This window comes from Glycomyces sp. NPDC049804 (assembly GCF_040674615.1).
Lineage (GTDB): Bacteria > Actinomycetota > Actinomycetes > Mycobacteriales > Micromonosporaceae > Glycomyces > Glycomyces niveus.
Map to the genome: position 1 here is coordinate 472,301 of NZ_JBFAMQ010000001.1, position 24,719 is coordinate 497,019.

Genomic DNA, 24,719 nt, shown 5'->3' on the forward strand with positions numbered 1-24,719 from the left:
GCCCGGGGGCACCCGCCGCGGCTGCGCGAGCAGACCCGCGGCGGGCCCCCTCGGCGGCTCTGGACTTGGAAAGAACCATGGGACGCTACATCATCAGACGCCTCCTCCAATCCCTCCTCACCCTCGGGATCGTGCTCTTCCTGCTGCACTACCTGACGGCGCTGTCCGTCCAGGTCAGGGGCAATCCCGCGCTGCTGTTCTTCGGCGGGGACCGCACGCCCGACCCGGGCATGCTCGCCCAGGTCGAACGGCTCTACGGGCTCGACAACAAATGCTATGAGCGCGTGGGCGACCCGTGCCTGGCGCCGTTCGTCGACCGCCTCCAGAACTTCGCCCGAGGCGACTTCGGCACCACCCTCAACGGCAACCGCGACGTCGGCCAGCTCCTCGGGATCTACATCCCGAACACGCTGCGGCTGTTCGTGTTCGCGACGATCACGCTCGTCGTCGTCTCGATGGTGCTCGGCACCTGGGCAGCCCGGCACCGGGGCAAGTTCATCGACCACACCGTGCGCGGGACCACGATCCTGGCCGACTCCGTCCCCGTCTTCCTCATCCTGCTGTCCTACGTCTACATCGTGGCGGTGCCGCTCACCCGCTGGGCCAGGGACATCTGGGGCACCGAATCCTTCATGGGCCAGGTGTTCAGACCGAACTACAACGCCGACTACCCGTGGACGACGATCATCATCCCCGGCATCATCGTCGGGACCGTCGGCCTCGCGACCATGACCCGGCTCATCCGCGCCGCCCAGCTGGAGAACCTCGGCTCGGACTTCGTGCGCACCGCGAAGGCCAAGGGGCTCAAGCCGATGCGCATCACGATCGTGCACGTCATCCGCAACTCGATGATCCCGATCGTCACCGGCATCGGCTTCCTGTTCGCGTTCATGCTCTCCGGGGCCGTGCTCACCGAGGGCGTCATGGGCATCCCGGGCATGGGCCGGATGATCTTCCAGGCGGTGCAGCGCCAAGAGGGCAACCTCGTCATCGTCGGGCTCACCGTCTCGGCCTTCGTCGTGGTCTTCGTGAGCCTCATCGTCGACCTCCTCTACGCCGCACTCGACCCCAGGATCCGCTATGAGTGAGCTGACCGCGCCGATCGCCGCCCAGGAACGCCAGGCGTCCCTGTGGTCGGACGCCTTCCGCACCATGCGCCGGCGCCCCGATGTCATCATCGCCACCGCGGTGCTGCTGTTCGTGTTCGCCATGGCGGCGTTCCCGGGGCTGTTCACCGACAAGGACCCGACCGTGTGCCTGGGACGCGAGGCGAAACTGCGTCCCGACACCTGGTTCACCGGCGACCACCCGATGGGCACCGACGCGTTCGGCTGCGACTTCGCCTCCACCCTCGTCCACGGCACGAGGCCCACGATCGCGCTGGCGCTCAGCGTCATCGTCGTCTCGGTACTGGTCGGGCTGGTGCTCGGACTGCTCTCCGGCTACTACGGCGGGTGGATCGACGCCCTCATCTCGCGGTCCCTCGACGTCTTCATCGTCATCCCGATGCTCATGGGCGCCATCCTGATCCTGAGCCTCTTCCGCGGGCGCGTGTCGGCCGACACCCTCGTGGGGACGATCGCCGCCCCGGCGATCGCGCTCACGCTGTTCGGCTGGATGGAGTTCTGCCGCTACACCCGGGCGGCCACATTGGAGACGAAGAACCTGGACTACGTGGTCGCCGCCAAATGCCTCGGCGCGAGCGACCGCCGCATCATGTTCCGGCACCTCCTGCCGAACGCGATCGTCCCGGTCACGGCCGTCGTCCCGACCACGATCGGCGGCATCATCGTCACCGAGGCGGCCCTGGCGGTCCTCGGCATCGGCGTCCAACCGCCCGCCACCAGCTGGGGCGTGCTCCTCTCCAAAGGCACCGAGTGGGCCGGCGGAGGGTACGTCTACCTCTTCGCCTGGCCGCTCGCCCTGCTCATCCTGACCGTGTTCGCGTTCGCGACCTTCGGCGACGCCCTGCGCGACGCCCTCGACCCGAAGCTGAGGTGAGACCGGTGGCAGAGACCATGCGCGTCATCGGCGACACCCTCCCGGGCGCCGACCTGAACGCCCCGCTGCTCGAAGTGGACGCCCTGCGCGTCGAGTTCCAGGTGCGCGGCAGGCGGATCCCGGCCGTCCGCTCGGCGAGCTTCACCCTCGAGCAGGGCCGCACGCTCGCCGTCGTCGGCGAGTCCGGCTCGGGCAAGTCCGTGACCTCCCAGGCGATCATGGGCATCCTCGACACGCCGCCCGGCCACATCACCGGCGGCCGCGTCCTCCTCCACGGCGTCGACCTCCTGAAGCAGGACGAGGACATGCGCCGGACCGTGCGCGGCAACCACATCGCGATCGTCTTCCAGGACGCCCTCTCGGCCCTGAACCCGCTCTGGTCGGTCGGCTTCCAGATCGGCGAGCTCTTCCGCGTCCACCGCGGCCTCAGCCGCGCCGACGCCAGGAAGAAGGCGGTCGAGATGCTCGACCTCGTCGGCATCCCCGACGCGAAGCGCCGGGTCGGGGACTACCCGCACCAGTTCTCCGGCGGCATGCGCCAGCGCGTCATGATCGCGATGGCGCTCGCGCTCGACCCGGAGATCCTCATCGCCGACGAGCCCACCACGGCCCTCGACGTCACGGTCCAGGCCCAGATCATGCGGCTGCTCAAGCGCATCCAGGCCGAGCGGCACATGGGCCTGATCCTCATCACCCACGACCTCGGCGTGGTCGCCGACGTCGCCGACGACGTGGCGGTCATGTACGCGGGGGAGGTGGTCGAGCGCGCCGGCATCCGCGACGCGTTCAAGCGCCCCGCCCATCCGTACACGAAGTCGCTGCTGCGGGCGGTCCCGCGCGTCGACACGGTCGGCCAGGAGCTCGAGGTCATCCGCGGCCTGCCGCCGAACCCGGCGAGCCTGCCGAGCGGCTGCCCGTTCCATCCGCGCTGCTTCGCCGCCGAGGACCAGTGCGCCGCGGAGGTCCCGCCGTGGCTCGAACCGTCTGAGAACCACGGCAGCCGCTGCCACTTCGCCGAGGAGGTCTACGCCGATGAACGCTGAACTGGGCCAAGCGGACACGAGCACCGAGCCGGTCCTGGAGGCCACGGACCTGGTGAAGCACTACCCGATCCAGCGCGGCGTCGTCGTCAAGCGCACCGTCGGGAAGGTGCAGGCCGTGGACGGCGTGGACCTGCGGCTCTTCCCGGGCAAGACCCTCGGCGTGGTCGGCGAGTCCGGCTGCGGCAAGTCGACGCTCGCGAAGCTCCTCGTCGGCCTCGAGGCCCCCACCTCGGGTTCGATCAAACTGCACGGCAATGAGATCGGGAACCTCTCGGCCCGCAGGATCCGGCCGTTCCGCAAGGACGTCCAACTGGTCTTCCAGGACCCGTACACCTCGCTCAACCCGCGCATGACCGTGGGCGACATCGTCGGCGAGCCCTTCGAGATCCACCCCGACGTCATCCCCAAGGCCAAGCGCGCCAACGAGGTCAAAGAGCTGCTCGACATGGTCGGGCTCAGCCCCGACCATGTGAGCCGCTACCCGCACCAGTTCTCCGGCGGCCAGCGCCAGCGCATCGGCATCGCCCGCGCGCTGGCCCTGCGCCCGCAGGTGCTCGTCTGCGACGAACCGGTGAGCGCCCTGGACGTCTCGATCCAGGGGCAGGTCATCAACCTCCTGGAGCGGCTGCAGGACGAGCTGGGCCTGGCGTACGTGTTCATCGCCCACGACCTCTCGGTGGTGCGCCACATCGCCGACGAGGTCGCGGTCATGTACCTCGGCAAGGTCGTCGAGCGCGGCACCGGCCGCGACATCTACGACCACCCCCGCCACCCTTACACGCAGGCGCTCCTCTCGGCCGTCCCGGTCCCCGACCCGGACCTGCGCGGCCAGCGCGACGAGATCGTCCTCCAAGGCGACGTCCCGTCCCCGATCAACCCGCCCTCGGGCTGCCGCTTCCGCACCCGCTGCTGGAAGGCGGCCGCCGACTGCGCCGAGGAGGTCCCCACGCTCGCGGTGGGCGACAAGGGCACGCATCCGACCGCCTGCTTCTACGCCGAGGAGAGGGACGTCACCCACGCCGTGAAATAGCCTGCGGGCGCTGGGCGGCCGCCGCTCGTTCTCTCCAAAGAGGATGATGGGTCGGCCGCTGCTATTCTTTCCCGACCGCGAGAGGGAGCTGATCGATCCTCGCGATAGACTGAACGCCCCTACCTTTTGTAGGCGTGACAATAAACTGGTCGGTAACATTCTACTGCGTTGTGGATTCGGCATTACCGATCGAACAGTTGCGCGCGTTCCTCATCGGGTTCCGACTCAGGGAGTTGATTCATGACTGCACGCCGATACGCATCGTGCGAACTCCAATGCCATCCGTCCAGGTCCATCGGCGCGATAATCCGCCCGGCAGCCGCACCGCGAGGCCGGTGACCGGACCGTCTCGCGATGGAGAACGCCACCTCCCGCCGGCCCTTCGGGATCGGCGGGCCCGCGTCGGATCGCGCGAGCGATGCGACCACCAATCTCTCCGTGGCCTCGTACACGGACCCCGCGTTCAGGAACAAGGTCCTCGACGACAGCTCGCGACGCGACCGCGCACTCGCTCCCAGCCCCGGCGTCGACCTGTCGCTGATCGCCCGGCACGCCCGCCGCGCCCGGACCATCGACGGCGTCACCATGCTGCTCGTCGTCTCCTGCCTCGTCTGGCGCGTCAACGGCGCCACCGACCAAGAACGGATGAACCTCTTCCTCACGATGGGATGCTGGCTCATCGTGGCCTGGGCGGTCCAGCGAACCGCGACCCGGCTGCATTCGCCCGTGCAGTTCGAAGTGGCCAGGATGCTCAACCGCAAGGACATGGCGCTGCTCGCCCTCCTGCTTGTCAGCACCTGGGCGCTCGTGACGACGTGGCGAGAGTACTTCGGCCTGAACTGGCGGTACGAGTTCCCCGGGCCCGACGTCCTCACGCTGGGAGCGGTCGTTTCGGCGATGGCCCTGTACCGCGCGATCCGCATCCTCCGGATCCCGAAGAAGCGCGATCCGTGGTCGCTCTGGTCCCCGCGGGCCGACGACCTCGACCGCATCCAGCGCTCGGAGATCGTGATCCACCGCGGGAACCCCGGGGACCGCTTCACCGGCTTCGGCAAGGAGGAACCCTTCGGCCGGGAGATCCACGTGCCGCTGGTCGACGCCGCCGGGCGACCGCAGCCCGCCCCGGACGTCGAGGGCCTCATCGCGGCCGTCAAGGCCCGCTTCGCCTCGCTCACCGACGAGGACGCGGGACACGGCGCCACGACCCGCCTGGAGGTGATCGAGCAGATCCAGGTGCCGGACTCCCTTGTCACGAAACCGGTGTACTGGCTCAAGCGGTGGAAGGTCAAGGGGCGCAAGTTCAAGGACTTCGCCGAAGTCCGCGCCGACCCCGAAATGGGGCAGCGGGCGTACCTGCGGCTCCAGTTGACGGACGAGCGAGGCGAGCTGGTGACCAACGTGCTCTGCCGGTTCCTGGTGAGCGCGGAATCGCTGTACCTCGAGTTCCGGCCGCACACGCTGTTCCGCACCGACCGCCGCTACGACCTGTTCAGAGGCGGGCCGGGCAAGCGGATCGGACTCGTCGCCTCTTCCATGGTGGTCGGGTTCCTCGTTGCGCCGCTGCTGGTTCCGCAAACGCCGGTCAGCCTCCGCCGAACGGTGTGGGGCTGGCTGCAGCGGACCGGGCGCTGGGCGGGCAGGAGTCTCAAACCGGGCTACGAGGACTGCGGGCCCCTCCAGGGACTGCGCGAATTCGGCTCCGATCCCGTGCCGTTGATGAACCAGCCGTTCAAGGCCGAACGCAACGTCCTGGAACTGATCGGGCACGCACTGGAGACCGTGAAGGAGCACTGCGGGACGGCCATCGACCCCACGGATCTCGAGCAGCACATCGGCAAGGTCGCGAAGGAGATCAAGGTCGTGTACGCCCTGACCAACGAGGCGGGCGGCACGCTGTTCGTCGGCGCGGTGGGAGAGGGCGCGCGGACCAACGTGGGCTCGATGGGGGAGGGGAGCCGCGGATCGGTCCTCACCGGGACGCAGGAAGACTGAGCACCGCCGCCCGTGCACGAGGGCGGCCCCGCCTCGGCGGGGCCGCCCTCGTACACCGGCCGCCGCGCACTCGCGGCCCGGTCAACTGCGGCGCTGTCACTTGCGGGGCTTGTGGACCGTCGTCCTCTTGATCGTGCCGTCGGGGTGGTAGTAGTGCCACTCGCCGACCTTCTCGTCCTGCTCGTAGCGGCCGCTGTCGATGAGCGCGCCCTCGGCCGTCCAGCGCTCCCAGAGCCCGTGGCGCTTCTCGTGGTCGAAGTCGCCGCGCTGCAGCAGCTGGCGGTTCGCGCGCCACCACGTCCACTGCCCGTGCAGGAGCCCGTCCGCGTACCCGCCCTCGGAGCGCAGGCGACCGTCGTCCGCGTAGTGGCGCCAGATGCCCTCGCGCTGGCCCGCGACGTACTCGCCGACGACGAAGCCGCCGTGGGCGTCCTCCTCGGCCCACAGGCCGGTCTTGCGGCCCTCGTCGTCGAGTCGGTTCGGGGCGTCCTCAGGCCGCGGCGCGTCGGGTCTTCCCATGGTCGGCTCCTCTCGGCTCGGCGGCCGCGCCTTCGGGTGCGCGCGGCCCACCGCCGAGCCTAGGTGCTCCCCGGTACCCGCACCCAGGCTTCGAGGAGGTCATGGGCGGCCTTGCTGCAAGCGGCCGGCGGCCCGCGATGCAGCGGATCGCTAGCGGAGGGACTTCGCGTAGCAGACCGAGATGTCCCAGTCGGCGTAGTGGCCGAAGCGCGGGATGCGGTGGTAGCCCTCGCGCTCGTAGAAGCGGATCGCCTCGGGCTGCTCGTCGCCGGTCTCGAGCTTCACGGTGGTCCAGCCCCGGTCGCGGGCGGCGTCCTCGAGCGCGGCGAGCAGGGCGGCGGCGACGCCGGAGCCCCGCGAACCGGGGACGACGTACATGCGCTTGATCTCGGCGGACTCGGCGTCGAGCTCGCGGAGCGCGCCGCAGCCGATCGCGGCGCCGTCCGGTCCGAAGGCCATGAGGAACACCGCGACGTCCTGGGCGGACGGCAGCGGGCCGGGCTCGTGGTCGTCGCAGCCGTAGCGCTCGTCGAGCTCGGCGCGCTGGCCGGCGCGCAGCGCGATGCCTTGCCGGTCTTCCCAGTCGCGGGCTTCGATGGTCCAGGAGGCGGTGGTCTGCATGGTGGGGTCCTCGCCGTCGCAGTGGTCGTAACAGATGTTACGGTAACACTTGTTACGACAGGATGCTACGAGGGGAGCGGGCCATCGCACGCCGAGCCGATCACGAGGCGCAGCAGGAGCGGATCTCCGAGGCCGTCTGGAGCACCCTGGCAGGCAAGGGGATCGAGCACCTCACGATCCGCGCCGTCGCCGCCGCGGCCGGATGCACCACGGGTCTCGTGATGCACCGCTTCCCCGGCCGCAAGGCCCTCTTGGCCCACGCCCGGGACCTGCTGCACGAGCGCACCCGAGGCCGTGTCGAACGCCTCGAAGCCGAGGCCGCGACACCGCGAGAGGCCCTCCGGGCGATTCTCGCCCAGGGCATGGCGCTCGACGCGGACGCCGCCCAGGAGGCCCTGGTCTGGACGGGCTTCCTCGCGGCCTCGGTCGGCGACAACGAGCTCATCAGCTTGCACCGCAAGAACAACCGGGCCCGGCGCGACCGCGTCTCCCGCCTCGTGGCCGCCTCGGCCCCCGACTGGGGGAGCGCACGGGTCGCCACCGCCGCTTTCGCCCTGATGAGCGTCGCCGAAGGCGCCGCCCAACTCGCCTGCTTCGACCCCCAGACCTACAGCCCGGCCGCCCAAGAGGCGGCGCTCGACCAGATGCTCGAAGCACTGGGACTCGGTCCGGCCTTACGCGCTCGGAAGGCGCGGAGCCCTCGCCTCGCTTCCCGCCTCCGGGTGAAGTTCCGGCGGGAACGGCCTGGCAGCGCGGATTCTTGTCGGACCCGGCTGCCAGGCTGGGCCTACCTTCTCTGCCCCTCTCGGGAGGGTGGGGGTTGGGGACGGCCGCCCCGAAGCGGCCCGTCACGAGGCCCGCTAAGCGGCCTTCGCGGTCGCCGCCGCGTATCGCGCCGCCACGTCCTGCCAGTTCACGACCTCCCACATCGCCTTCACGAAGTCCGGGCGGACGTTCTTGTACTGCAGGTAGTACGCGTGCTCCCACGCGTCGAACGCCAGCAGCGGCACCGAGGACTGCGCGACGTTCCCGTGGTGGTCGTAGACCTGCTCCACGATGAGCCGCTTCGAGGTCGGCTCGTACGACAGCACGCCCCAGCCCGACCCCTGCACGAGCGTCGTCGCCGCCGAGAGCTGCCCGTGGAAGCCCTCGAACGACCCGAAGTGCTCGTCGATCGCCTCGGCCAGCTCGCCCTCCGGGCGACCGCCGCCGTCCGGACTCATGTTCTCCCAGTACAGGGAGTGCAGCACGTGCCCCGAGACGTTGAACGCGAGGGTCTTCTCCAGGCCCACGATGCCGGTGAAGTCGCCCTTCTCGCGCGCCTCGTCGATGCGCTCGAGCATGTCGTTGGCGCCCTTGACGTAAGCGGCGTGGTGCTTGTCGTGGTGCAGCTCCAGGATGTGCCCGTTGATGTGCGGCTCCAGCGAACCGTAGTCGTAGGGCAGGTCGGGCAGCGTGTAGACGGTCATCGTCGCCTCTCTCAATCATCGGCGGTGCGAATGTTGTCGCCACACTTTCACAGTTGCAAGTCATGTGCAATAGCACCGGGCACGGGTCGCCCCGTGATCCCCATCGTCTTAGGACCAGAGTCCGAACGACCCTCGAAAACCCAAGGCCCGCAACCCCAACCAGGGCTCAGCGCGACAGCCGCCGAATGCCCTCCACGATCCCCGGCAGCACCTCCAGGAACCGGTCCACCTCATCCTCAGTGGTCTCCCGATGCAGCGACACCCGCACGTTCCCGTGACTGAGCACCCCCATCGCCTGCAGCACATGCGAAGGCCGCAGCCGCGTCGAAGCGCACGCCGAACCCGACGACACCGCGAACCCCGCCCGGTTCAACTCCGTCAGCAGCACCTCGCCGTCCACCCCGAGGCACGAGAACGTGACGATGTGCGGCAACCGGTCCACCGGATCGCCAGGCAGCTCCACCTCCGGCACCGTCTCGGCGATGTGCTCGCGGATCCGCTCGGTCATCGCCCGCGCCCGCTTCGACAGCTCCCCGCGCTCGGCCGCCACCGCCCGCAGCGACGCCGCCGCGGCCACCGCCGCCGGCACGTCGACCTCGCCGATCGCCTCCCGGATAGAAGCGTCCTCCCCGGGGAACGGGTTGCGCCAGCGCGTCCCCTTCCTCACCACGAGGATCCCGGCCCCCGCCAGCCCGCCCCACTTCCGGGCGCTGGCGGCCAGCACCGACCACCCCTCGGGCACCGGCTCCCACGGCAGGCTCGCCGCCGCGTCCACCACCAGCGGCACGCCGTCGGCGTTCGCCGCGATCTCGGCGATCGGCTGGCGGGTGCCCACCTCGTGGTTCGCGCTCTGCACGGCCAGCACCGACGCGTCCTCGATCCCGGCCAGCGGGTCGGCGTCCACGCGCCCCAGCCGGTCCACCGGCACCGAGACGACGGCCCCGCCCGAACGCTCGTGCCACGCGGCCGCGTGCAGCACCGACGAGTGCTCCACCGCGCTGTGCACCAGCGGCCCCGGCTCGCTCCGCGCGGCGATGACGCCGAGTAGGCCCGCATGCACGGCTTGTGTCCCGCTCGATGTGAAAGTGACCTCATCAGGGCTCACGCCCAGGGACGCGGCCGCCGACTGGCGGGCCGCCTCCAGCAGCATCCGCGACCGCCGGCCCAATGTGTACAGTCTGCCCGGCCCCGCCCAGCCCTCCGACAAAGCCGCAGCATAAGCATCGCGGGCCGCCGGATGGGGCGGCTGCGCGGTCGCGCCGTCGAAGTACGTGTCGGTCACCTGTCAAATGTAGAAGACATCCCGCCGCGAACCCAACCCCTTGCACTCCCGGGCCCGGGCCAAGCAGTAGGCTCTTGCCGTCAAGATCTGCGCCTTGCCGCCCGCCCGGCGGCGGACGCGGAGCCGAGCGCTGAGAAAGGCATGAGACAGGTGGTCGGAAAACCGTCCCGAGAACGTCGCGGCCGAGCCCGCCGCGCGATAGGTCTCACCGGGATCGCCGCGCTGCTCCCGATCGTGCTCGCGGGGTGCAGCCTTGACGACGCGTTCTACCTGGGCTGGCCGCGCACGCGCCCCACGACCCAGTCCGAGCAGATGTTCGACCTGTGGATCGGATCCACGGTCGCCGCGCTCGCGGTCGGCGTCATCGTCTGGGGCCTGACCTTCTGGTGCATCGCCGCCTACAAGAAGAAGGACAGCGACACCGAGCTGCCCCGCCAGACCAAGTACAACCTGCCCGCCGAGCTCACCTTCACGGCGCTCCCGTTCGTGCTCATCGGCGTCCTCTTCTACTACACCGTGGTCGTGCAGGACAACGTCACCGAGATGAGCGAGGACCCCAAGTCCTGCACCAACGTGACCGCGTTCAAGTGGAACTGGCAGTTCACCTACTCCGACAGCGAGTGCGAACCGCTCGTCGGCGCCGACGGCCAGCCCGTCACCGAGACCGGCGACTCGGGCTACATCCCGGTCATCGTGGTCCCCAACGAGGACGATGTCCGCTTCGTCGGCACCGCCGAGGACGTCATCCACTCCTTCTGGGTCCCCGACCTGCTCTTCAAGCGCGACCTCATCCCGGGCTCGGACGCGCAGACCACCCGCTGGGAGGTCGACTTCAACTCCGAGGGCACCTTCGTGGGCCGCTGCGCCGAGCTCTGCGGCGCCTACCACGCCTTCATGAACTTCGAGATGCGCGTCGTCTCGCCCGAGGACTACGAGGCGTTCGTGAACGCCCGCGTCGAGGGCATGACCACGCCGGAGGCGCTGGAGTCCATCGGCCAGGAGCCCTACGCCGTCACGACCCACCCGTTCGACACCGACCAGGCCACTGGCGAAGCGAGCTAGGGGAGCACCAATGAAGACTGAGAACCGCCTCTTTTTCATCGTGATGGTCTCGATGTTCATCTTCGCGGCCATCTACGGGTACGTCACCTGGTACAACGAGAACCCCGCTTACGGCGTGCCGGGCGAGGTCGAATGGGTCGGCACCGTCGCCCTGATCTTCTCGGGCCTGCTCACCGGCATGGTGTGGCTGGTGTTCTGGGTGATCTCCCGCCGCATCGACCCGCGCCCGGAGGACCGCCCCGACGGCGAGATCTCCGACGTCTCGGGCGAGGTCGGCTTCTTCAGCCCCGGCTCGTACTGGCCGCTGGGCCTGGCGTTCACCGCCGTGTTCGCCGGTCTCGGCGTCGTGTTCTGGCTCCCGTGGATGATGTTCGCGGGCGGCGTCGCGATCCTCTTCGCCGTCGGCGGCCTCACCTTCGAGTACTACACGGGCACCCGCAAGCTCGGCCCGCAGTAGCGCACTTCCGACCACGGCCCGGCGCGACAGCGCCGGGCCGTCGTCGTGTCTTCCGGCGCCCCAACGGGTCCGCCACGCCGCCTGCACACCGTTTCGGACCCCCTGGGTAGGGTGTGGCGGTGACTCCCTCTGTGCAGCGCCGGAAGGCGCCGCTGCTGCGGCGCCTCGCCGGAGTCGTGTTCTACAACCTGCCGCACCCGATGCGGCGCCGGATCGTGCGGATCGCCACGCCGACCTACACGCTCGGATCGGTCGTCCTCGTCATGGACGCCGGACGCGAACGGCTGCTCATGCTCCGCCAGCCCCCCGGCAAGCGCTGGACGCTCCCCGCGGGCCTCCTCAACCGCCGCGAGCAGCCCATCGAGGGCGCCCGCCGCGAACTCGCCGAGGAGACCGGCATCGAAGCCGACCTCGCCGAGCTCGTCCCCGCCAACCCGTGCGCGGTCGTCCACACCTCCGGACGCTGGGTCGACAACGTCTTCCACCTCGAACGCGACCCCGAGGCCACCCAGATCCTCGTCGACGGCCACGAGGTCTGGGACGCCGGCTGGCACCCCGTCGACGACCTCCCCGACATGACCCGCGCGACCGCGAAACTCCTCGCCCACTACGGCCTCGGCCCCCTGGCCGACTAGCGGAGCCGCACCAGCACCCCGGTCGCGTCATCATGGCGCTTCGACCACCCGCCGGCCGCGGGGTGGTGCTCCTCGAACTCCCGCACGAGATCGATCAGCGCCTCCACGCCCTCCGCCGCCGCCACCTCGAACATGAGGTGCGACGTGTACTCCGGATGCGCATGCAACCTGGTCAGCCCGTCAGTGCAGAGCAGCAGCTCATCGGCCGACTCCACCGGCCAGGACCCGGTGAACGCCATTGCCGCCGCCCCCGGATCGGCCGCCGCCACCCAGTACCCGCCCTCGCGATTGCGCACCCGCGCGACGTACTCGACCGGCCACCGCCAGACTCCGCCCACGTCCACCGACTCAGGCCGGTCCGGCACGCGCAGCAGCCTCCCGTCGGACTTCCCTTCGATGTACGGGTCCCGCCCGCGCCTGGAGACCTCGCAATCCCCGAGCACCAGCCACTCGACGCTCGCACCCGCGACCCGGACGATCCCCACCGTCGCCCCCGGCGTCACCGGATTCCCCAGATCGCACGTCCCCGCATGCCGGGCGCTCACCGCCTCGATGGCCTCCGCCAGCACCGCCTTCAACCCGATCCGCGAGTCCCCGACCCGGGCGGCGACCGCCGCCCCCAGCCCCTCGACGTACCACGGCACATCATGCACGCAACCGTCATCGGGATACCGCGTGATCCCGTCCAGGACCAGCGCCCACGAATCCCCGTGCCGAAACGAATCCTCATTGGCCGCCGCCCCGCCGGCCCTGCTCGCACCCACGACCTCGAACATCAACCGCCCTCACACTCGGGGTACAAGCAGTGGAACGAGCCGACCGATACGCCGGGTTCTGTCGTTGAGCGGTCATCCATCTAGGCGCGCCGTCGCCGACGCGCTCGAGCGGTCTACCCGTGAAGGCACCCCTGGCGGGGTTCGGGCGGGCCGCCCTCGGACCTTCACGCAGAGCCTCGCGGCTCCTCTTGACCTTGCTCCGGGTGGGGTTTACCGAGCCGTCGCCGTCACCGGCGGCGCTGGTGGTCTCTTACACCACCGTTTCACCCTTACCAGTCGAGACTGGCGGTCTGCTTTCTGTGGCACTGTCCCGCGGGTCGCCCCGGGTTGCCGTTAGCAACCACCCTGCCCTGTGGAGCCCGGACGTTCCTCGCCGGATGTGGTCTCCCGCATCCGCCGCGACCGCCTGGCCGACTCGTTCCAGCGGTCAAGCGTACGCTGCCTGAGCCATGAATCTGCTCCAGGTCTCCGCTCTGCTGCTCGCCGGCCTCCTCGGCGGCGGCCTCAACGCCGTGGCCGGAGGCGGCTCGCTCATCACCTACCCGACGCTCATGGCGGTCGGCGTCCCGCCGCTCCAGGCGAACGCCACGAACGGCATCGCCGTCGCCCCCGCCTACGCCGCCGCCGCGGTCGGGTCCCGCGAGAACCTCAGGGGCCAGAAGCGCCGGGCGCTGCTGCTCATCCCCACCGCGCTCGTCGCGTCGGCGTGCGGGGCGCTGCTGCTGCTCAACACCCCGCACTCGGTGTTCGAGGCGATCGTGCCGTTCCTGGTGCTCGCCGCGACCGTGCTCATGGCGATCGGCCCGTGGGTGAACCGGAAGGTCACCAAGCTCAACGGCGGCCGCGCGCTCCACCCCGCGGTCCTCCACATCGGCGTGTTCGCCGGGTGCCTCTACGGCTCGTACTTCAACGCCGCGCTGGGGCTCATCCTCATGGCCGTGATCGCCATGGGCGTCTCCGAGACGCTCGGCCGCGTGGGCGCGCTCAAGAACTTCTGCACGATGCTCGTGGGCGTCGTGACCACGGTCATGTACGGCGTCTGGGCCGACGTCGCGTGGTGGGCGATCGGGGTGCTCGTGCCCGCGACGTTCATCGGAGGGTACGTCGGGGCCCGGGTCTTCCAGCGCATTCCCGAACGGCCGCTTCGGATCGCGATCGTCGTCTACGGCCTCGTGCTCTCCGGGGTCCTGCTGGTCCGCTCGCTCTGATCCAGACCACTTCCCGGAACTCCGGTGACGGGGCCGGTGCGGGCGCGGAAGAATAGGCCTATGCCGACGCTCCGAATCGCACTCGCCCAGGACAACCCCATCGTGGGCGACCTCGACCACAACGCCGACCTCATCCGCCGGGCCGCCTCCGCGGCCGCGGCCGCCGGGGCGCACCTGCTCGCGACCGGCGAGCAGTCCCTCACCGGCTACCCGGTCGAGGACCTCGCGCTGCGCCACTCGTTCGTGGAGGCCAGCCGCGACCGCCTCGTCCGCCTCGCCGAAGAACTCGCCGCGGACGGGAACGGATCGCTGCCCGTCGCCGTCGGATATCTGGACGCGGACGGCCCCGTCGGCTCCACCACAGGTCACGGCATCCGCAATGCGTTGGCGCTGCTTCAGGACGGCAAGGTCCTGTTCCGCTACTACAAGCACCATCTTCCGAACTACGGGGTCTTCGACGAGGACCGCTGGTTCGTCGCGGGCCATGAGCTGCACCTCGCCCGCATCGGCGGGGTCGACGTGGCCTTCACCGTCTGCGAGGACGTGTGGGGCGGCGTGCCGTTCACCGTCGCCGAGGAGGCCGGCGCCGGCCTCGTGATCAACATCAACGCCTCGCCGTACGAGCAGGGCAAGCACGAGCGGCGCATCGCCGTCGTCACCGAGCGCGCCGCGCAGGTGGGCGCCCCGGTCGCGTACCTGAACACCGTCGGCGGCCAGGACGACCTGGTGTTCGACGGCGGCACGATGATCGTCGGCGCCGACGGCTCGATCATCTCGAGCGCCCGCCGCTTCGCCTCCGAGCTGCTGGTCACGGACGTCGAATGCGCCGCCGCGGGCGGCCGCGGCATCGCGAACCACTCGTCGTCGCTGATGAGCACGTCGCTGCACGTCCTCTCCGAGGAGCCCGCGACGGTCGAGACGCGCATCGAGCCGTCCTTCGCGCCCGACTTCGACCGCCTCGAGGAGGTCTGGGAGGCCCTGCGCCTCGGCCTGGCCGACTATGTGAACAAGAACGGCTTCCCGTCGGTCCTGCTCGGCCTCTCGGGCGGCATCGACTCGGCCGTCACCGCGGTACTCGCCCGCGACGCGATCGGCGGCGACCGCGTCTACACGGTCGCGAACCCCAGCCAGTTCTCGTCGCAGCACTCGCTCGACGACGCGGCCGACCTCGCCGAGCGCTGCGGCCTCCACCATGTCGTGGAGCCGATCCAGCCGATCGTCGACACCTACCTCTCCGAGATCGCCGTCTCGGGACTGGCCTTGGAGAACCTGCAGGCCCGCGTGCGCGGCGTGATCTGGATGTCCCTGTCGAACCAGCACGGGCACCTCGTGCTCGCGGCGGGCAACAAGAGCGAGTACGCCGTCGGCTACTCGACCCTGTACGGCGACTCGTGCGGCGGCTTCGCGCCGATCAAGGACGTGCTCAAGACGCTGGTCTACGAGCTGGCGAACTGGCGCAACGAGAAGGCCCGGGGCCTGGGCGAGACCGAGCCGATCCCCGAGAACATCATCCTGAAGCCGCCGAGCGCGGAACTGCGCCCCGACCAGCTCGACTCCGATTCGCTGCCGGACTACGCGGTGCTCGACGGCATCCTCGTCGGCTACGTGGACGGCGACGCGGGCCGCGAGGACCTCGTCGAGCAGGGCTACCCGGCCGACGTGGTCGAGCGCATCGCCGGGCTCGTCGACCGCGCCGAGTACAAGCGCCGCCAGTCGGCGCCGGGCACGAAGATCACGGTGAAGTCCTTCGGCCGCGACCGCAGACTCCCGATCACCAACCACTTCCGCGGGAAGTAGTCGTCTCACCCGGGGCCGGCGCCCCGGGTGATTTGTCACAGCAACGCTTCGACGGATGACAAGGACATCGACGAGCGTTAGTTTGGATCGGTAATGCCCGGGGACCGGCGAGGCCGGCCACGAGGAGATTCAGGAGCACGACGATGACGTCCGCATCGACGAACACTTCCCCCGACGAGATCCCGAGCCTGTACGGGCCGGGCAAGAACGTCAAACGCGTCCGCACCCGCCACCTCATCGAAGCCAAAGAGCGCGGCGAGAAGTGGGCGATGCTGACCTCCTACGACATGTACACGGCCGCGCTCTTCGACGAGGCCGGCATCCCGGCGCTGCTCGTCGGCGACTCGGCCGCCAACAACGTCTACGGCTACGAGACGACCCTCCAGGTCTCGCTCGACGAGCTCGTGCCGCTGGTGGCGGCCGTCGCCCGCTCGACCGAGCGGACCCTCGTCGTCGCCGACATGCCGTTCGGCTCCTACGAGGCCGGACCAGCGCAGGCCCTCGAGACCGCCGTGCGGTTCATGAAGGCCGGCGCCCACGCCGTCAAGCTCGAAGGCGGCCGCCGCATGGCCGACCAGATCCGGGCCCTCACCAGCGCGGGCATCCCCGTCATGGCCCACATCGGGTTCACGCCGCAGAGCGAGCACGCGGTCGGCGGCTACCGGGTGCAGGGCCGCGACGCCCAGGCCGCCGAGGTCGAGGCCGACGCGCACGCCGTGGCCGACGCCGGGGCGTTCGCCGTGGTCCTCGAGATGGTCACCGCCTCGGTCGCCGCCGAGATCACCAAGCAGATCCCGATCCCCACCATCGGCATCGGGGCCGGGCCCGACACGGACGCGCAGGTCCTCGTCTGGCAGGACATGGCCGGGCTCCGCCGCGGCCGCCCGCAGCGGTTCGTCAAGCGCTACGCGGAGGTCGCCGACGTCCTGCAGAACGCCGCGAAGGCCTTCGCCGACGAGGTGCGGGCCGGGGAGTTCCCCACGAAGGCCCACAGCTTCGAATAAGTCGTGAGTCTGGTCGCCTTGCCCTTTGGGCGGGGCGGCCTTTCGCGTAGCGTCTCAGTACGTGAACGACGCCATCCTGCTGTTCGACTACGACGGCACCGTGCGGCTCGGCACCGAGCACGCCACCCATTACGCCCGCCTCGTGGCCTCCCACCTCGACCGCGAGGACGAGCGCGCCTTCCTGGCCGCGCACGCCGCGTTCGTCGCCGGCAAGCCCACGACCGCCTCCACTTTCGACGCCTACGACGCCGACAACGCCGTGCGCCGCCTCGCGGGCGAGTTCGGCGTCGACGACCTGATCCGCGCCGAGGCGTACGCCGAGACCCGCAAGCGCATGGCCGCCGGCGAGTTCGCGATCTGGGCACCGAAGGGCTTCCAGGAGTTCGTGTGGGGCCTGCCGCGCGGCGTCGAAGTGGCGCTGGTGACGAACGCTCCCGCGTCGAGCCTCGAGCCCTCGCTCGAGCGCCTCGGGCTGGACGGCCTCTTCGACCACGTGATCGGCGACGCGGGCAAGCCCGAGAGCATGGACTCGATCCTCGACGAGCTGCTCGAGGAGCGCCCGGCCGAGGCCCTGCTCAGCATCGGCGACATCCCCCGCAACGACCTCGCCCCCGCCGCCGACCGCGGCTGCGCGACCGCGTACATCGACCACTACGGGCGGCCCTGGCCGCGCGCCACCGCGGCGGCGCCGTCCCTTGAGGAGCTGTACCCGTTCATCCACCGCTGGGTGACCGAGCGGAAGTGAGGCCCGCCGGGAAGCGCGCCGCGTGAACCCAGCTTGTCGCACCCACGCCTTATGCTGGGAATGCGCCCTGAGCCGACCGATCCCCGGCTCAGGGCGCCCTTGCCTTTCACGGAGCGCTACGCGGCGATCCGGTCGCCGACCCTGATCGTGGCCGAATCGCTGGTCCGCACGTAGACGCCGAAGTGATTGCCCAGCTCAGTGATGATGTGCTTGTGCAGGCCCATGTCGCGGACGTTGGTGCCGTCCGGGGTCCAGCTCGGGAGTACGCACCGCTCGCACGGCTTGTCGAGGGTGAACTCGTGGTCGCCCAAGCGGATCGCCGCGCCGGGCTCGATCGCCGTCTCCGCGAAGGGCTCCAGATCGGCGTCCACGATCACGTTCGGGCGGAACCGCATCACGTCGACCTCGCGGCCCAGCTGCTCGCCCAACCGCCGCACGCTGGACTCGAAGACCACGAGCATCCGTCCGTTGGCTCCATTGACCTTCCGCAATTCGACGCCCTTCTCGGCATCGATCGTCTCGGCCAGTCGCTCGGGGAGCCCGGCTTCATCGGAGGCCCAGGCGGCCCCGCCCGGCTCGTACAGCACCGGCACGCCCGACACCGCGTCGGCGCAGCCGCACTGCGCGGGCCACGCCGCCTCCCAGCCCATGAGCTTCGGGTGGCTGCCGCCCCACAAGGACTTGTCCTCGCCCGGCTCGAACAGCCGGAACAGCCGGTCCCCGGCCAGTCCGTCGAAGTCGACCACGGCCGACCGCAGCGACTCGCCCCGCATGCCCGTCACGGGGTAGCGCCACAATCCTTTGATCTCGCCTGCGAACATGCGTGCAACTGTACCTAGACTCACGTTCCTGCCGCCGTTTACCACATTCAGTTCACGCTCGCAAGCACGCTCAGGCCGGTTAACGTCGATGACATAAACAGGTGAGACAATTGCGGCCCCAGGATCTAGGAGGACACCATGGAACGCCAGAAGGAGTTCGTGCTTCGCACGCTCGAAGAACGCGACATCCGCTTCGTGCGGCTGTGGTTCACGGACGTCCTCGGCACGCTCAAGTCCGTGAGCGTCGCGCCCGCCGAGCTCGAGTCCGCGTTCGACGAGGGCATCGGCTTCGACGGCTCCGCCATCGAGGGCTTCGCACGCGTCTACGAATCGGACATGGTCGCCATGCCCGACCCCACCACGTTCCAGGTGTTCCCGTTCGAAGGCCGCGGCATCGGCGAGTCCGCCCGCATGTTCTGCGACATCCTCACCCCCGAAGGCGCACCGTCCTGGGCCGACCCGCGCCACGTGCTCCGCCGCGCCCTCTCCAAGGCCGCCGACCGCGGGTTCACCTTCTACGTGCACCCCGAGATCGAGTTCTTCCTGTTCAAGGACATCTTCCCGGAGACCGGCGACAAGCCCGAGCCCGTCGACGACGGCGGCTACTTCGACCACACCACGCACTCCGTGGCCCGCGACTTCCGCCGCCAGGCGATCCTCGCCCTCGAGCGCATCGGCATCTCCGTCGAGTTCTCCCACCACGAGGTCGCCCCCGGCCAGCAGGAGATCGACCTCCGCTACGCCGACGCGCTCACCACCGCCGACAACATCATGACGTTCCGGCACACCATCAAGGAGGTCGCGCTCACCTCCGGCGTCACCGCCTCCTTCATGCCCAAGCCGTACAACACGCAGCCCGGCTCCGGCATGCACAGCCACCTCTCGCTCTTCGAAGGCGAGGACAACGCCTTCCACGACCCGGGCGACGAGCAGCGCCTCTCCAAGACCGCGAAGGCCTTCATCGCCGGGCTCCTGCGCCACGCGCCCGAGTTCACCGCGATCACCAACCAGTGGGTCAACTCCTACAAGCGGCTCTTCACCAGCCCGCAGCCCGGCCAGATCTCCGAGGCGCCCTCGTACGTCTCCTGGGGCAAGGCCAACCGCTCCGCGCTCGTGCGCGTCCCCGCCTACGGCAAGCCCAACTCGGCCCGCGTCGAGATTCGCTCGCTCGATTCCGCGACCAACCCGTACCTCGCCTACGCCGTGCTCCTCGGCGCCGGGCTCAAGGGCATCGAGGAAGGCTACGAGCTGCCCCCGGGCACCGAGGACGACGTCTCCGCGCTCACCAACAAGGAGCGCACCGCCGCCGGCTACCAGCCGCTCCCGTCGAACCTCTCCGAGGCCCTCGACGCCATGGAGTCCTCCGAGCTCGTCCCCGAGATCCTCGGCGAGCACGTCTTCGACTACTTCCTGAAGAACAAGCGCCAGGAGTGGGAGGACTACCGCACCCAGGTGACGGCCTTCGAACGCAAGCGGTACATCAATCTTTGACATCCTCTGCCGTTAGTCGACGGCATTTTCCCGGCTTGCGGGCCGTGGATCGCGGCCCGTCTACGGGTGGGTTCCTGGTTCAACGCCCGCTGCCCGGTCTCCCGGGTCCGACGCAGACTCCGCAGGCGTTTTACGTGTCCGCCTGTCCGGCGGCCGCGAGACGCTTGCCTTCGCGTCTGATGTTGATTTCGGCGTTCACATCCCGATCATGTCGAGCTCCGCATCCGCGTTCCCAAGTGCGGATGCGGAGCCCCGCCGGCCCCCTGGGACCGGCCAGCGCTCCACAACTCGAGCACAACCGGGTCGAAGGGAAGAACCGGTCAATCTTGACGAAGGTCCGGCCTGTCCTCGCGGACTTCGATTCGAGCCGAGCCAGGAACATGCCGAACGCGGCGTCACGCACCGATTTCGACGCAGGCCCCCGAGCCGGGACCTTGACATGTCAAAGAAGTTGCGATAGGCCGAGTGGCAGTCCCGCAGTCCCGCAGTCCCGCAGTCCCGCAGTCCCGCAGTCCCGCAGTCCCGCAGTCCCGCAGTGCCTGCTGCAGCGGCACGGCCGAGACCTCGGCCAGCCAAGCTCGCTCAGGGGGTACGCTTCGCGGCCGTTATCAACGCCTTGTCGAGGAAGGCGGTCGACGGAAACGGCAGGCCCAGCCGATGCGCGTTCCTCCTCGCAGCGACAGCGTCGTTCCAAACCGTGCGCACGCACCCGAACGTCCGCGCGAGCATCGCTCGCTGCGGTTTCGTCGGGTAGATCCGATATCGGTACCGGAGCTGCACGACTGCTTAACGAACAGCGCAGCGATGTGAAGCGGATTCAGGGTCATGGCCGTGCTCAAGCAATTTGCACCACGGGCCAGAGTTCGACTCTGAAGCCCGCACCGGAGCCGCATTGCATAGATCGGGTAACCGATTAGCATGGACGGGTGAGCACCGCACTCGTCATCGAGAACGACCCCGCCCAGGGTCTCGGCCGAGCCGCCGCCTGGCTCGCCGAGGCCGGAATGGAACTCGACACGGTACGGCCCCACCTCGGTGAGGCCGTACCGAACTCCGCCGGAGGGCACGACGCCCTCATCGCCCTCGGGGGCGGACGCGGCAAGGACTGGAGCGACGAACTCGGCGGGCTCATGGAGACCGCCGTCGCCGACACCACCCCCGTCTTCGCCGTCTGCTCCTCCGCGCGCATGCTCGCCGCCGCCTTCGGCGGCGTCGTCGAGGACCGCGACGAGCCCTTCGGCCCGCGCATGCTCGCCAAGCGCGACGCCGCCGGACGCGACCTCATCTTCGGCCCCGCGCCCATGACGATCGACGTGATCCGCTGGCGCCGCCAGGAACTCGTCGAACTCCCGCCGGAGGCCACCCTCCTCGCCGCCTCCCCGCAGGGCGCGCTCGAGATCTTCCGCATCCGCGACACCGCCTGGGGCGTCCAGTCCCACTTCGAGTTCACCCCCGAGCAGCTGGCCGGGTTCGGCGACTTCGACGAATCCGCCCTCGCCAAGGCCGCCGAGGTCGACGAGCACATCGTCAACACCTGGAAGCCGATCCTCCAGCGGTTCGCGCGCGTCGCCGCCGGCGAGCGGAAGGCGCTGCCGGTCCTCGATGCCTGAGTCCGAGAAGAGCGCCGAGGCCGACGAGGCCCGCCAAGCCGTCGTCGAGGCGAGCAACGCGCTGGCCGACTTCCTGCGTGCCCACCCTGAGGTCGAGACCGCGCTCACCGAGGACGAGGACGCCGGCCTCGCCCGCATCCGGGACGCGGCCGCGCCCGAGCTGAACCGGGCGTGGAAGGCCAACCTGCTGCGGATCGCCGCGCGCGACCTCACCGGCGGCGCGGACCTGCGGGCCACCTCGGGCGCGCTCTCGCGACTGGCGGACGCGGTGCTCGCCCGCGGCCTCGCACTCGCGCGCGCCGAGATCCCCGGTGACACCCGCCTGGCGGTCGTCGCCATGGGCAAGACCGGCGCCGAGGAGCTCAACTACGTCTCCGATGTGGACGTCGTGTTCGTCGCGGAAGGCGACCTCGACCTCGCCACCCGCCAGGCCGCCCGCATGATCCAGATCGTCGGTCCCGCGACCTGGCCCGTCGACGCGGGCCTGCGCCCCGAGGGCCGCCACGGCGCGCTCGTGCGCTCGGTCGACTCGTACCTCGCCTACCTCAAGGACTGGGCGCGCACCTGGGAGTTCCAGGCGCTCTTGAAGGCCCGGCCCGCCGCGGGGGACCTGCAGCTCGGGCTCGACTGGCTCGCGGCCGTGCAGCCGTTCATCTGGGGCGCGGCCGACCGGCCCGGCGTCGTCGCCGACATCCGCGACATGCGCCGCAAGGTCGCCGAGTCGGTGCCGCGCGCCGAACGGCGCTTCGAGATCAAACTCGGTCCGGGCGGCCTGCGCGACATCGAGTTCGCGGTGCAGCTGCTCCAGCTCGTGCACGGCCGCGGCGACGCGACCCTTCGCGTGCGATCCACATTGGAAGCGCTCGAAGTCCTTGTGGCCGCGGGCTTCCTCTCCCGCCGTGACGGCGACGAACTCGCCGACACGTACACCTTCCTGCGCACCGTCGAGCACCGCCTCCAACTCCAGCGGCTCCTGCGCACCCACCGCGTCCCCGAAGGCGGCGAACCGCTCCACCACCTCGCCCGGACCCTCGGATACCAGACCGACGAGGCGTTCCTCGCGGCGTGGCGCGCGCACGCGGCAACCGCGCGCCGCCTGCACGAGAAGCTCCTCTACAAGCCCCTGCTCGACGCCGTGACGCGCGTGCCCACGCACGAGCTGCGCATGACCGAGTCCGAGGCCGCCTCGCGTCTCGCCGTGCTCGGCTTCGCCGACCCTGCGAGCGCGCTCACCCACATCAAGCAGCTCACCGCCGGCGTCTCCCGCACGGCCACAGTGCAACGCGCGCTGCTGCCGGTCGTCCTCCACGAGCTCGCCGACTCGCCCGAACCCGACCGCGGACTCCTCGCGTACCGGCAGGTCTCCGACAAGCTCGGCTCCACGCCCTGGTACCTGCGGCTGCTGCGCGACGGCGGCCCGGCGGCGGTGCGGCTCGCCCGCCTCCTCGGCACGTCCCGCTACTTCACGAGCCTGCTGCTGCATGTGCCGCAGTCGCTCCGGTACCTCTCCGACAACGCCGACCTGACGCCGCGCTCGCGGGCCGAGCTGACGATGGGCATGAGCCAGGCCGCCGCGCGGCACGCCGAGCCGACGGCCGCGATCGGAGCGGTGCGCGCGATCCGCCGCCGCGAACTCATCCGTGTCGCCGCCGCCGACCTCCTCGGGCTCCTCGACGACCAGGCCGTCGGACTGGCCCTCTCCGACCTCACCGACGCGGTGCTCGACTCGGCCCTCCACATCGCCTCACGGAACGTGCCCGACGCGCCGCCGATCGCCGTGATCGGCATGGGCCGCTTGGGGGGACGCGAGACCGGCTTCGCCTCCGACGCCGACGTCGTGTTCATCCACACTGGAACGAGTGACGCCGGGCGCAAGGCCGCCACCCGCATCGTCGAAGCGGTGCGGACCCTTCTGGCGGCGCCGACCGCCGACCCGCCGCTCCAGGTCGATCTCGATCTGCGGCCCGAGGGCAAGGGCGGTCCGATCACGCCGAGTTTCGCTGCGTACCAGCGGTATTACGCCGATAGGGCGCGGCTGTGGGAGCGCCAGGCGCTGCTGCGGGCGCGGCCGGTGGCGGGGGACCCGGAGCTGTGCGAGGCGTGGACGGCGTTCGCCGACAAGGTGCGGTACCGGCCCGGCGGGCTCAGCGAGCATGAGCGGATCGAGTTCCGGCGCGTGAAGGCCCGCGTCGAATCAGAGCGGCTCCCGCGCGGCGCGGACCCCAACGGCCACACCAAACTCGGGCGCGGGGGACTGGTCGACATCGAGTGGACCGCGCAGCTCCTCCAGCTCGAGCACGGCGAGGACGCGACGCTGCACACGACCCGGACCGTGCCGACCCTGGAGGCCGCCGCGGCAGCAGGGTACCTGAGCGGCGAAGACCTGGCGGCGCTGCGCGAGGCGTGGGAGTTCGTGTCGCGGGTGCGCAACGACATGACGCTCGCGCGCGGCGTGCCGCGCGATGACCTGCCGCGCTCGGGGCCTGAGCTCGCGGCGCTGGCCCAGACCCTCGGCTTCGGCGAGGGCACCGAGCAGTTCCTCAACCACTACCGCCGACTCACCCGCCGCGCCCACGACGCGGCCCAGCGCATCGTCTACGGATCCTGACCGCTGACCGCTGACCGCTGACCGCTGACCGCTGACCGCTGACCGCTGACCCGGGACCGGGGTCCGGGAAACACTGACCGGCGACCGCTGACCGGGGACCGGGAACACTGACTGGCGACTGGCGACTGGCGACTGGCGACCAGCGGCCGGCGACCGGGGAACGCGGGGACGACCGTTCGCCGGTGGCGATCAGGCGCCGCGGTGCGCACTGCGCTGCCGGCTTCCGCGAGCCCGCGCTTCTTCGGAACCGTTCCGCTGCCACGAGACCTGACCGTTCACCCGATCCGGTGAACTCCAGGCGCTAGGGTTCGTTTGGCGGCGGTTCTTGTCGGTGGGGCGGGCGATGATCGCCGTGACAGTATCTTCCCCTCTTGTGGTGGGTGGGGGCTAGGGACGGCCTGTCGGCGGCGGGCAAAATCGCGCATGGAGCCGTGACGATGTGGTTGAGGCGTTGAGGCGTTGAGGCGTTGAGGCGTTGAGGCGTTGAGGCGTTGAGGCGTTGAGGCGTTGAGGCGTTGAGGCGTTGAGGCGTTGAGGCGTTGAGGCCG

General features: G+C 70.1%; 23 protein-coding genes, 1 other RNA gene and 1 pseudogene. 16 read left to right on the forward strand and 9 right to left on the reverse strand.

The features are described from left to right. Window positions 1-77: 77 nt before the first annotated feature. The 5 genes from AB0K52_RS02170 to AB0K52_RS02190 all read left to right on the forward strand — a co-directional run bounded on the left by AB0K52_RS02170 (window position 78) and on the right by AB0K52_RS02190 (window position 6,066). Window positions 78-1,088 (forward strand): ABC transporter permease, encoded by a 1,011-nt coding sequence (locus AB0K52_RS02170; protein WP_363524867.1) that lies wholly within the window; start codon window positions 78-80, stop codon window positions 1,086-1,088. Next, window positions 1,081-2,001 carry an ABC transporter permease gene (locus tag AB0K52_RS02175; RefSeq protein ID WP_363524869.1) on the forward strand — a complete coding sequence of 307 codons (921 nt, stop codon included), beginning with the start codon at window positions 1,081-1,083 and terminating at the stop codon, window positions 1,999-2,001. Before AB0K52_RS02170 ends, AB0K52_RS02175 begins: the two co-directional genes overlap by 8 nt. Before the next feature lie 17 nt (window positions 2,002-2,018). Then, window positions 2,019-3,044: an ABC transporter ATP-binding protein gene (locus AB0K52_RS02180; RefSeq protein WP_363525057.1), complete on the forward strand. Its 1,026-nt coding sequence runs from the start codon at window positions 2,019-2,021 to the stop codon at window positions 3,042-3,044. Next, the gene (locus tag AB0K52_RS02185; RefSeq protein WP_363524872.1) at window positions 3,034-4,074 is read left to right on the forward strand and encodes a dipeptide ABC transporter ATP-binding protein; all 1,041 of its coding nucleotides are present in this window, start codon (window positions 3,034-3,036) and stop codon (window positions 4,072-4,074) included. The genes AB0K52_RS02180 and AB0K52_RS02185 overlap by 11 nt, the downstream gene beginning before the upstream one ends. A gap of 354 nt (window positions 4,075-4,428) precedes the next feature. Beyond that, window positions 4,429-6,066, forward strand: coding sequence for a hypothetical protein (locus tag AB0K52_RS02190; RefSeq protein ID WP_363524875.1), 1,638 nt, complete (start codon window positions 4,429-4,431; stop codon window positions 6,064-6,066). A gap of 96 nt (window positions 6,067-6,162) precedes the next feature. Here AB0K52_RS02190 and AB0K52_RS02195 read toward each other — a convergent pair whose 3' ends face one another. Together AB0K52_RS02195 and AB0K52_RS02200 are read right to left on the reverse strand one after the other, a co-directional pair. After that, window positions 6,163-6,585 carry a hypothetical protein gene (locus AB0K52_RS02195; protein ID WP_363524878.1) on the reverse strand — a complete coding sequence of 141 codons (423 nt, stop codon included), beginning with the start codon at window positions 6,583-6,585 and terminating at the stop codon, window positions 6,163-6,165. A gap of 150 nt (window positions 6,586-6,735) precedes the next feature. Next, window positions 6,736-7,206, reverse strand: a complete 471-nt coding sequence (locus tag AB0K52_RS02200; RefSeq protein ID WP_363524881.1) for a GNAT family N-acetyltransferase — start codon at window positions 7,204-7,206, stop codon at window positions 6,736-6,738. 62 nt (window positions 7,207-7,268) lie between these two features. On the opposite strand from AB0K52_RS02200, the pseudogene AB0K52_RS02205 reads away from it, so the two are divergent. Beyond that, a pseudogene (locus tag AB0K52_RS02205) lies at window positions 7,269-7,847 on the forward strand (TetR/AcrR family transcriptional regulator); the annotation flags it as partial. Window positions 7,848-8,066: 219 nt separating this feature from the next. Here the strand turns inward: AB0K52_RS02205 and AB0K52_RS02210 are convergent. Continuing rightward, the gene (locus AB0K52_RS02210) at window positions 8,067-8,675 is read right to left on the reverse strand and encodes a superoxide dismutase (RefSeq protein ID WP_363524884.1); all 609 of its coding nucleotides are present in this window, start codon (window positions 8,673-8,675) and stop codon (window positions 8,067-8,069) included. A gap of 166 nt (window positions 8,676-8,841) precedes the next feature. Continuing rightward, window positions 8,842-9,957 (reverse strand): aminotransferase class V-fold PLP-dependent enzyme, encoded by a 1,116-nt coding sequence (locus tag AB0K52_RS02215; RefSeq protein WP_363524887.1) that lies wholly within the window; start codon window positions 9,955-9,957, stop codon window positions 8,842-8,844. A 141-nt stretch (window positions 9,958-10,098) separates the two neighbouring features. On the opposite strand from AB0K52_RS02215, the gene AB0K52_RS02220 reads away from it, so the two are divergent. The 3 genes from AB0K52_RS02220 (at window position 10,099) to AB0K52_RS02230 (ending at window position 12,111) form a co-directional block, all read left to right on the forward strand. Further along, complete coding sequence (locus AB0K52_RS02220) at window positions 10,099-11,019, forward strand: cytochrome c oxidase subunit II (RefSeq protein ID WP_363524890.1); 921 nt, start codon at window positions 10,099-10,101, stop codon at window positions 11,017-11,019. Between the two features lie 10 nt (window positions 11,020-11,029). Further along, a complete protein-coding gene (locus tag AB0K52_RS02225) occupies window positions 11,030-11,476 on the forward strand; it encodes a cytochrome c oxidase subunit 4 (protein ID WP_208495189.1) in 447 nt (148 codons plus the stop codon). Between the two features lie 200 nt (window positions 11,477-11,676). Next, the gene (locus AB0K52_RS02230; protein WP_363525060.1) at window positions 11,677-12,111 is read left to right on the forward strand and encodes an NUDIX domain-containing protein; all 435 of its coding nucleotides are present in this window, start codon (window positions 11,677-11,679) and stop codon (window positions 12,109-12,111) included. Here AB0K52_RS02230 and AB0K52_RS02235 read toward each other — a convergent pair. Continuing rightward, a complete protein-coding gene (locus AB0K52_RS02235) occupies window positions 12,108-12,887 on the reverse strand; it encodes a hypothetical protein (RefSeq protein WP_363524893.1) in 780 nt (259 codons plus the stop codon). The genes AB0K52_RS02230 and AB0K52_RS02235 overlap by 4 nt on opposite strands. A gap of 31 nt (window positions 12,888-12,918) precedes the next feature. After that, window positions 12,919-13,305, reverse strand: an RNA gene (gene rnpB / locus AB0K52_RS02240) — RNase P RNA component class A. A gap of 31 nt (window positions 13,306-13,336) precedes the next feature. Between rnpB and AB0K52_RS02245 the strand changes: the two genes are divergently transcribed. The 4 genes from AB0K52_RS02245 to AB0K52_RS02260 all read left to right on the forward strand — a co-directional run bounded on the left by AB0K52_RS02245 (window position 13,337) and on the right by AB0K52_RS02260 (window position 17,641). Then, entirely contained in the window at window positions 13,337-14,095 is a 759-nt protein-coding gene (locus AB0K52_RS02245; RefSeq protein WP_363524896.1) for a sulfite exporter TauE/SafE family protein, read from the forward strand. 60 nt (window positions 14,096-14,155) lie between these two features. Beyond that, window positions 14,156-15,892, forward strand: a complete 1,737-nt coding sequence (locus AB0K52_RS02250) for an NAD+ synthase (protein WP_363524899.1) — start codon at window positions 14,156-14,158, stop codon at window positions 15,890-15,892. A gap of 143 nt (window positions 15,893-16,035) precedes the next feature. Beyond that, window positions 16,036-16,896, forward strand: coding sequence for a 3-methyl-2-oxobutanoate hydroxymethyltransferase (gene panB / locus AB0K52_RS02255; RefSeq protein ID WP_363524902.1), 861 nt, complete (start codon window positions 16,036-16,038; stop codon window positions 16,894-16,896). 61 nt (window positions 16,897-16,957) lie between these two features. Beyond that, a complete protein-coding gene (locus AB0K52_RS02260) occupies window positions 16,958-17,641 on the forward strand; it encodes a hydrolase (protein ID WP_363524905.1) in 684 nt (227 codons plus the stop codon). A gap of 116 nt (window positions 17,642-17,757) precedes the next feature. Here AB0K52_RS02260 and AB0K52_RS02265 read toward each other — a convergent pair whose 3' ends face one another. Further along, window positions 17,758-18,462 (reverse strand): MOSC domain-containing protein, encoded by a 705-nt coding sequence (locus AB0K52_RS02265; protein ID WP_363524908.1) that lies wholly within the window; start codon window positions 18,460-18,462, stop codon window positions 17,758-17,760. Between the two features lie 138 nt (window positions 18,463-18,600). Between AB0K52_RS02265 and glnA the strand changes: the two genes are divergently transcribed. After that, window positions 18,601-19,953: a type I glutamate--ammonia ligase gene (glnA, locus tag AB0K52_RS02270; RefSeq protein WP_208495181.1), complete on the forward strand. Its 1,353-nt coding sequence runs from the start codon at window positions 18,601-18,603 to the stop codon at window positions 19,951-19,953. Between the two features lie 130 nt (window positions 19,954-20,083). Here glnA and AB0K52_RS02275 read toward each other — a convergent pair whose 3' ends face one another. Then, on the reverse strand, window positions 20,084-20,335 hold the full coding sequence (locus tag AB0K52_RS02275) for a zinc ribbon domain-containing protein (protein WP_363525063.1): 252 nt from the start codon (window positions 20,333-20,335) through the stop codon (window positions 20,084-20,086). Between the two features lie 200 nt (window positions 20,336-20,535). Beyond that, window positions 20,536-20,682: a helix-turn-helix domain-containing protein gene (locus tag AB0K52_RS02280; RefSeq protein ID WP_363525066.1), complete on the reverse strand. Its 147-nt coding sequence runs from the start codon at window positions 20,680-20,682 to the stop codon at window positions 20,536-20,538. Between the two features lie 197 nt (window positions 20,683-20,879). Between AB0K52_RS02280 and AB0K52_RS02285 the strand changes: the two genes are divergently transcribed. Next, window positions 20,880-21,563, forward strand: coding sequence for a type 1 glutamine amidotransferase (locus AB0K52_RS02285; RefSeq protein ID WP_363524911.1), 684 nt, complete (start codon window positions 20,880-20,882; stop codon window positions 21,561-21,563). After that, complete coding sequence (locus AB0K52_RS02290) at window positions 21,556-24,171, forward strand: bifunctional [glutamine synthetase] adenylyltransferase/[glutamine synthetase]-adenylyl-L-tyrosine phosphorylase (protein ID WP_363524914.1); 2,616 nt, start codon at window positions 21,556-21,558, stop codon at window positions 24,169-24,171. Before AB0K52_RS02285 ends, AB0K52_RS02290 begins: the two co-directional genes overlap by 8 nt. Window positions 24,172-24,719: the final 548 nt, after the last annotated feature.

Excerpts from the sequence above, each read along its gene's own strand:
- AB0K52_RS02170 (WP_363524867.1), top strand. The coding sequence starts at position 78 with ATGGGACGCTACATCATCAGACGCCTCCTCCAATCCCTCCTCACCCTC.
- AB0K52_RS02175 (WP_363524869.1), top strand. The coding sequence starts at position 1,081 with ATGAGTGAGCTGACCGCGCCGATCGCCGCCCAGGAACGCCAGGCGTCC.
- AB0K52_RS02180 (WP_363525057.1), top strand. The coding sequence starts at position 2,019 with ATGCGCGTCATCGGCGACACCCTCCCGGGCGCCGACCTGAACGCCCCG.
- AB0K52_RS02185 (WP_363524872.1), top strand. The coding sequence starts at position 3,034 with ATGAACGCTGAACTGGGCCAAGCGGACACGAGCACCGAGCCGGTCCTG.
- AB0K52_RS02190 (WP_363524875.1), top strand. The coding sequence starts at position 4,429 with ATGGAGAACGCCACCTCCCGCCGGCCCTTCGGGATCGGCGGGCCCGCG.
- AB0K52_RS02195 (WP_363524878.1), bottom strand. The coding sequence starts at position 6,585 with ATGGGAAGACCCGACGCGCCGCGGCCTGAGGACGCCCCGAACCGACTC.
- AB0K52_RS02200 (WP_363524881.1), bottom strand. The coding sequence starts at position 7,206 with ATGCAGACCACCGCCTCCTGGACCATCGAAGCCCGCGACTGGGAAGAC.
- AB0K52_RS02210 (WP_363524884.1), bottom strand. The coding sequence starts at position 8,675 with ATGACCGTCTACACGCTGCCCGACCTGCCCTACGACTACGGTTCGCTG.
- AB0K52_RS02220 (WP_363524890.1), top strand. The coding sequence starts at position 10,099 with ATGAGACAGGTGGTCGGAAAACCGTCCCGAGAACGTCGCGGCCGAGCC.
- AB0K52_RS02225 (WP_208495189.1), top strand. The coding sequence starts at position 11,030 with ATGAAGACTGAGAACCGCCTCTTTTTCATCGTGATGGTCTCGATGTTC.
- AB0K52_RS02230 (WP_363525060.1), top strand. The coding sequence starts at position 11,677 with ATGCGGCGCCGGATCGTGCGGATCGCCACGCCGACCTACACGCTCGGA.
- AB0K52_RS02235 (WP_363524893.1), bottom strand. The coding sequence starts at position 12,887 with ATGTTCGAGGTCGTGGGTGCGAGCAGGGCCGGCGGGGCGGCGGCCAAT.
- AB0K52_RS02245 (WP_363524896.1), top strand. The coding sequence starts at position 13,337 with ATGAATCTGCTCCAGGTCTCCGCTCTGCTGCTCGCCGGCCTCCTCGGC.
- AB0K52_RS02250 (WP_363524899.1), top strand. The coding sequence starts at position 14,156 with ATGCCGACGCTCCGAATCGCACTCGCCCAGGACAACCCCATCGTGGGC.
- panB (WP_363524902.1), top strand. The coding sequence starts at position 16,036 with ATGACGTCCGCATCGACGAACACTTCCCCCGACGAGATCCCGAGCCTG.
- AB0K52_RS02265 (WP_363524908.1), bottom strand. The coding sequence starts at position 18,462 with ATGTTCGCAGGCGAGATCAAAGGATTGTGGCGCTACCCCGTGACGGGC.
- glnA (WP_208495181.1), top strand. The coding sequence starts at position 18,601 with ATGGAACGCCAGAAGGAGTTCGTGCTTCGCACGCTCGAAGAACGCGAC.
- AB0K52_RS02275 (WP_363525063.1), bottom strand. The coding sequence starts at position 20,335 with ATGTTCCTGGCTCGGCTCGAATCGAAGTCCGCGAGGACAGGCCGGACC.
- AB0K52_RS02280 (WP_363525066.1), bottom strand. The coding sequence starts at position 20,682 with ATGCTCGCGCGGACGTTCGGGTGCGTGCGCACGGTTTGGAACGACGCT.
- AB0K52_RS02290 (WP_363524914.1), top strand. The coding sequence starts at position 21,556 with ATGCCTGAGTCCGAGAAGAGCGCCGAGGCCGACGAGGCCCGCCAAGCC.